The organism is Shewanella sp. 11B5 (assembly GCF_002836795.1).
Taxonomy (GTDB): domain Bacteria; phylum Pseudomonadota; class Gammaproteobacteria; order Enterobacterales; family Shewanellaceae; genus Shewanella; species Shewanella frigidimarina.
Genome location: NZ_PJAP01000824.1, coordinates 1 through 1636 on the forward strand (window position 1 = coordinate 1; position 1636 = coordinate 1636).

Sequence of the window (1636 nt, forward strand, 5' to 3'; positions counted from 1 at the left end):
TCCAGTTGCCGCAGACAAACTACCTAACAAGGCTACAACCGCTAATATCGGTTGGTCTAGTGCCAAAGGCAAATTAATAACATAAGTATCAGCAGATACCGAATCACCCAGAATAATTTTACCGGCTAATGCCAATGGCGCGACAAACATGCCAAATAAGGCTAAATAAATCGGAAATATCCAGCGAGATTTCTTTAAAATATGCTCACCGCCACATTCAACCACCATCACATGGAACTGCCTTGGCATACACAAAAACGCTGCCATACCAACAAATAGTTCAGGGAGAAACGACTCTAAACGAATGTGACTATTTTCGATTAATGCTTTATCTGATGCCTGCTGCCAAATATCGCCAAAGCCATCAAAAACACCAAAACTAATCACCACACCGACTGAGATAAATGCCGCAAGTTTAACCAATGACTCAAACGCAATTGCGACCATCATTCCAGGATTATGTTCAGTCGCATCTAATTTACGCGTACCAAATAAAATGGCAAAAATGGCCAGTAACATGGTGATCAATAATGGCACCGCCACTGGGCTCAAGGGGGTATCATCAGGTTGAAATAAGTTAAGGCTAAACACCATTGCTTTAAGCTGTAGTGCGATATAAGGCATGATGCCAAACAATGCAATAAGCGTGACTAAAGCGGCTAATAACTGTGACTTGCCATAACGAGCAGCAATAAAGTCGGCAACTGAAGTAATGTTTTGTGCTTTAGACACCACAACCATTTTTCGTAACATGCCAAACCCAAGAGTAAACACTAATATTGGGCCGACAAAAATAGGTAGAAATGACCATAAATCATTGGCAGACTGACCTACTGTGCCTAAAAAACTCCATGATGAGCAATACACCGCTAAGCTGAGCCCATAAATCCATACTTGAGCTTTTTGGTTTATTTTACTAAACCACCGCTCGGCACCCCATGCCAAAATAAACAGCAATGACACATAACATACCGCAATCACGGCAACGATTAAGGTTAAGTTCATGAAACGTCCGCTATCACTTTATTATTATTAAAAATCTGTTTTATTTTCATCTAAAACATCATGTATTGAGCAGAAAACAACCTGCATAAGAGAATCGATATAAATAATCGACCAAATCTGCAGCAACCATTACCATATTAACACGTGCAACAGACTAAATATTAAGGATATTTTAAAACTAGACCAAGGTCTAATAGTGCAAACAACCCGTTGCAGATGATACTTTAACCACGCCATTTTTAGAAAGGGAAGCCCCATGACCCCGCAGTCTCTTTACAAAGTTCCTAGTGACATTGCAGAAAACGCACTGGTTAATAACGATCAATATAAGAAAATGTACCAGGAGTCCATTATTAATCCAGAAGGTTTCTGGAGAGAACACGGCAAACGTATTGATTGGATTAAACCTTATACCAAAATTAAGAAAACGTCTTTTGATGATCATAATCTTTCGATTAATTGGTTTTATGATGGCACGCTCAATGCCTCGGCCAATTGTTTAGATCGTCACCTTGAAGAACACGGCGATAAGCTTGCCATTATTTGGGAAGGCGATGACGCCAACGAACAACGCAAATTAACTTACGCAGAGCTACACACACAAGTGTGTAAGTTTGCCAATGCGCTACGT

1 protein-coding gene and 1 pseudogene are annotated in these 1636 nt (G+C 40.1%); one reads left to right on the top strand and one right to left on the bottom strand.

The window, feature by feature from the left end:
- Positions 1-1005: pseudogene (locus tag CXF78_RS16825) on the bottom strand (hybrid sensor histidine kinase/response regulator); the annotation flags it as partial.
- A 256-nt stretch (positions 1006-1261) separates the two neighbouring features.
- Here CXF78_RS16825 and CXF78_RS16830 point away from each other — a divergent pair.
- Positions 1262-1636: acetyl-coenzyme A synthetase N-terminal domain-containing protein (locus CXF78_RS16830; RefSeq protein ID WP_145991522.1), on the top strand; the 375-nt coding region annotated here is incomplete at its 3' end.